A 4480-nucleotide genomic window follows, 5' to 3' on the forward strand; every position below is an offset into this window, starting at 1 on the left:
GCACCACCACCCCGACGCGCGCCCCGGCATCCAGTGCCGCCATCGCTGAACCGAGCCACCGGCGCCGGTCATACCGCCGGCATCTGGCGGTCGTGGCAGCAGGACCGTCCTAGCCCGGCAGGCGTTCCCTTCTGTCCGCAGAGTTGTCCCAGATCGCCGGCCAGGGCGTCCGGCGTTTCTTCCTCGCCTCGGCCGGGGCGCGGCCTACCCGGCGTTCTAGGCCGCTCGTGACCGATGTTCCGGGCGGGGTGGCAGTGGCAGGAGTCACCGCGACACACGAATGGTCCTCTTGTACGGTCGCTCTTGTACATACGTACAAGTTGGGGAGTCGCCGTGCCCTACGTCTTTCTCGTGCTCGCCATCTCCTCCGAGGTCGCCGCCACCAGCCTGCTGAAGTCGACGGACGGGTTCACCCGGCTCTGGCCCACGCTGGCCTGCCTGGCCGGCTATGCGGTGTCCTTCCTCGCCCTGGCCCTGTGCGTGCGCGACCTGCCCGTCGGCGTCGTCTACGCCGTCTGGTCCGCCGTAGGCACCGCCGCGATCGTGGCCATCGGCGCGGCGTTCCTCGGCGAGCCTCTCACCGTGCCCAAAGTGGTAGGCGTGAGCCTGATCATCGCCGGCGTGGTAACCGTCAACCTGGGCGGCGGCGCCCATTGACCGCCCCCAATCCCCACAACGCGGGCCCCGCCGCCGCGTCCGACAACGCAAGCCCCGCCGCGCCCGCCAACGCAGGTGCTGCCACCGTGCCCGACAACGCAAGCCTCGCCGCGTCCAGCAACGCAAGTCCCGCCACCGCGCCCGACAACGCAAGCCCCGCCGCGTCCAGCAACGCAAGTCCCGCCACCGCGCCCGACAACGCAAGCCCTGCCGCGTCCAGCAACGTAGGTCCCGCCATCGCAAGCCTGGCCGCGCCCGGCAACGCGGGCCCCGCCGCCGCGTCCGACAACGCAAGCCGCGCCGCGCCCGGCAACGCAAGCCCCGCCGCCGCGCCCGACAGCCCGGCCAGCGCGGCGACGCAGCCGGAGGGCCGGCGGCGGGTGCAGCAGGCGCGTGGCCCCGAGGCTCGGCGGCGCGTCCAGCGGGCGCGTGACCCCGAAGCTCGGCGGCGGGCGCTGGCCGCGGCCGCGCTCGAGGTGATCGCCGAGGCCGGCATCGGGCGGACCACCCATCGGGCCGTGGCGGCGCGGGCCGGGCTGCCGTTGGGAGCGACCACCTATTACTTCCCCACGCTCGACGATCTGATCGCCGCGGGGCTGCGGAAGGCCGCGGCGGACCTCCACGACGACCTCGAACTGTGGGCGGCCCGCCTCCGCGACACCCCCGACGTGCCGGCGGCGCTCGCTGACCTGATCGCCGAATACCTCGCCGACCGCCGGCGGGCGCAAATCGAGTGCGAGCTCTACGTGGCGGCCGGCCGTGACGCCGCGTTGCGGCCGCTCGCGCTGGCCTGGGTGGACGGTCTCCGGAACCTGCTGACGCCCCACCTCGGCGAGACCGCCGCCCGCGACCTCATCGCCCTGATCGACGGCGTCATGCTCCAGGCCCTGATCACCGGCGCGGAGGTGGACGCCCCGGCCCTCACCGCCACGATCCGGCGCCTCGCAGCCCCTTAGCGGCCCGACCGCGCGAAGCCCTCCGATCGCGCGAAGCCCTCCGATCGCACGAAGCCCTCTGATCACAGGAAGCCCCCAGCCACCCCACCGCACGAAATCCCCTCAGCCGCCCGACCGCGTAGAGTCCTCTCGCCCACCCGGCCGCGCGAAGTCGCCGCCGCGGAGCAACATCGCGGCGCTCGTCAAGAACCCCCGGCCAGGCCGGTCGTGGAGACGGCTACGGAGCGTCCGGGAGCGGCACCACCAGAAAGTCGGTGACGAAGGTTGTGACCGCGCCGTCCCCGGCGTAGCCGATGTAGGTCGGATAGACGCCGTCGCCCCAGCCCGTGCTGACGGAGATGACGTTCGCACCGGTTGGTTCGTCGGCGACGGCGCCCAGGGCGCTCGGCGGCGCCGGCAGCTCGTCGCGGATGAACGCGTCCTCGAAGTCGTCGTACGACCAGCCTGTCAGCGCCCGCACCGCGACCTCGTCGGCGAGGGTGCCGGCGCCGGCGCCGACCTGGTAGCCGAAGTAGCCGTCGTCCGGCAGGCCACCCGGATCCTGGCCCTCGATCACCGCCATCTCCCACCGGGCCGCCGGCCGATCGTGGATCACCAGTTGCAGGGCCGCCGTCCGGGTCTGGGGCACGCCGCGGCCTGACGTGATCCGGGTCACCCAAGCTCGCAGCGGATAGGCGCCGGCGGCCGTCCCGACCGTGAAGGGCGAAGCCTCGTCGGCACCGAGGAGCGGATCGCAGCCGACCACCCGCCCGCTCGGCAGGATCACCGGACCAAGATCGTGGACCTGCATGGCGTACGACCAACCGCCGCCCTTGAAGGTCGCGCCCTCGACCGTCAACGCGCCGAGATCCGGTACGTACGCCATGTCAGCCTTTCTCCCGGACGGGCACCGGCGGCAACCCTGCCTCGGCCCGCGCGCGGTCGGTGAGCTCCTGCACGAGAGCGGTCTCATAGTCGCCGGGATGAGTGCCGCCAGCCGCCCGTAGCGTTGCGCCTCGCCGGGGTGGCGGCGCAGGTAGTCGCGGAGGATCCGCTGGTTGCGCGTCGGCCAGGAGTCGAGCGTGACGATGTGGACGATGTGGGTTCGCGCCTCGCCCGCGAAGCGCACGTAGAGCAGCCGGTCGGTCATGCCGTTCGCGTGCTCCCGATAGCCCAGGGCGGCCAGCCGCGAAGCGCGCGCCGCCACGAGGTCGAGCCGCCGGGTCGCCGCCATGAGGTCGATGGTCGGCTTGGCCGCGAGCCCGGGCACGGCGGTGGATCCGATGTGCTCGATCCGCTCCACGACGTCCGGCAGCGCCGTCCGCAGCTCCTCGATCGCGGCCGCCGCCAGCGAGGGCCACGCGGGGTCGTAGTCGGCTACCACGATCTTCGTCACGGCGCCGCCTTGGCGTAGCGCGGAACGTACTCCTGCCCGGTCAGCTCCTGGATCGCGGCCATCACCGAGTCGGTGATGCGGCGTACGTCCGCAGGACCCTCGATGTGCACCGGGATGGCGGGGCCGAAGCTGACCGCGACCGGGTGGCGGCGCGGTAGGCGGCTGCCCGGCTGGCGCAGGCGGTCGGTGCCGCGGATGCCGACCGGGATGATCGGGACACCGGCCTGGTGAGCGAGCCGGACCGCGCCACTGCGTCCCCGATAGAGGCGGCCGTCCGGCGAGCGGGTCCCCTCGGGAAAGACCGCCACCAGGCCGCCCGCGCGGAGCACGGGGATCGCAGCGTCGAACGCGGCCAGCGCGGCCCGCCCGCCGCCGCGTTCGACCGGGATCGCGCCCATCCCCGTGACGACCCTTCGGGTGAGACGCCCGCGCAGTCCCTCGCCGCGGAAGTATTCGGCCTTGGCCCAGAACGCGATGTGCCGGGGCGTGAGCACCCCGAGGAACACCTGGTCGCCGATGGACAGGTGGTTCGGCGCCAGGATCGCGCCCCCGGATTCCGGCAGGTTCTCGAGTCCGCTGACGGCAGGGTGCCAGGTGGTGCGCAGGTAGCCGCCGACCATGCGGTGGGCAAGCGCGTAGAGCGGCGTCATGCCGGGCCCAGGTGCGCGGTGAGGGCGGCGTCGAGCAGCGCGCCGGGATCGGTGGCGCCGGTGGCCAGCGTGAGGCTGCCCCAGTTCCAGAGCTCGGCCACGCCGTGCAGGTTGGCCCAGAGCGCACCGGCGACGATCTCGGGCGCGACGGTGGAGCCGGGACGGGCCTGCGCGACCAGGTCGGTGAGCAGGCGGAAGAGCGGCAGGCTGGTGTCGCGCAGCCCGAGGTGGCCGCTCTGGAGGATGTCGTGGCGGAACATCAACGCGTACCGCCCGCGGCGCTCGACCGCGAAGTCAAGATAGACCCGGGCCAGCACGGCGAGCCGCTCCCGGGCTCCGCCGGGCGCCTCGGCCAGGGCCGCCTCGGCGCGGGCCGCGAGATCGGTGAACCCTTCGCGCGCGATGGCCGACAGCAGCTCGAGGTGGGTGGGGAAGTATCGGCGCGGCGCCCCGTGTGAGACGCCGGCCCGCCGGGCGATCTCGCGCAGGGACAGTGCCGAGATCCCCTCCGCGTCGAGCAGTTCCCCGCCGACCCGGACGAGCCGCGCACGCAAGTCATCGGACATAGACACTGTCTACAGCACGCCGGTAGACAGTGTCTACACCATAGGGCGCTGGCATCCGGCGGGCAAAGCGAAAGGCCCGCCCCTCCGAAGAGAGGCGGGCCTGTCACGGCGCTTGGAGTTACTTGGTGTCCTCGCGGTAGGTGGCTCCCCCGTCGGACTCGTTGGTCAGCGGGCGAGCGCCGCCCTCCGGCGGGCCGGCGATGGACTGGTCACCGGCGGCCAGCTCCGGGAACTTCGCGTCGAACGCGGGACGCTCCGAGCGGATGCGCGGCATGC

General features: G+C 73.2%; 5 protein-coding genes. 2 read left to right on the plus strand and 3 right to left on the minus strand.

Annotated elements, in window-relative coordinates; all coding sequences use genetic code 11:
- Nucleotides 1–333 precede the first annotated feature (333 nt).
- Together Ade02nite_RS12520 and Ade02nite_RS12525 are read left to right on the plus strand one after the other, a co-directional pair.
- Nucleotides 334–657, plus strand: a complete 324-nt coding sequence (locus Ade02nite_RS12520) for a DMT family transporter (RefSeq protein ID WP_203761780.1) — start codon at nt 334–336, stop codon at nt 655–657.
- 86 nt (nt 658–743) lie between these two features.
- Nucleotides 744–1613: a TetR/AcrR family transcriptional regulator gene (locus Ade02nite_RS12525; protein WP_239168715.1), complete on the plus strand. Its 870-nt coding sequence runs from the start codon at nt 744–746 to the stop codon at nt 1611–1613.
- Nucleotides 1614–1830: 217 nt separating this feature from the next.
- Here Ade02nite_RS12525 and Ade02nite_RS12530 read toward each other — a convergent pair whose 3' ends face one another.
- From Ade02nite_RS12530 to Ade02nite_RS12540, 3 genes are read right to left on the minus strand one after another with little or no spacing between them, the layout of a single operon-like run.
- On the minus strand, nt 1831–2988 hold the full coding sequence (locus Ade02nite_RS12530) for a DUF4241 domain-containing protein (protein ID WP_203761781.1): 1158 nt from the start codon (nt 2986–2988) through the stop codon (nt 1831–1833).
- Nucleotides 2985–3638, minus strand: a complete 654-nt coding sequence (locus Ade02nite_RS12535) for a lysophospholipid acyltransferase family protein (RefSeq protein ID WP_203761782.1) — start codon at nt 3636–3638, stop codon at nt 2985–2987. Before Ade02nite_RS12535 ends, Ade02nite_RS12530 begins: the two co-directional genes overlap by 4 nt.
- Nucleotides 3635–4204, minus strand: coding sequence for a TetR/AcrR family transcriptional regulator (locus tag Ade02nite_RS12540; RefSeq protein WP_203761783.1), 570 nt, complete (start codon nt 4202–4204; stop codon nt 3635–3637). The genes Ade02nite_RS12535 and Ade02nite_RS12540 overlap by 4 nt, the downstream gene beginning before the upstream one ends.
- Between the last annotated feature and the right edge of the window lie 276 nt (nt 4205–4480).

Origin of the sequence: Paractinoplanes deccanensis, assembly GCF_016862115.1 — a bacterium.
Lineage (GTDB): Bacteria > Actinomycetota > Actinomycetes > Mycobacteriales > Micromonosporaceae > Actinoplanes > Actinoplanes deccanensis.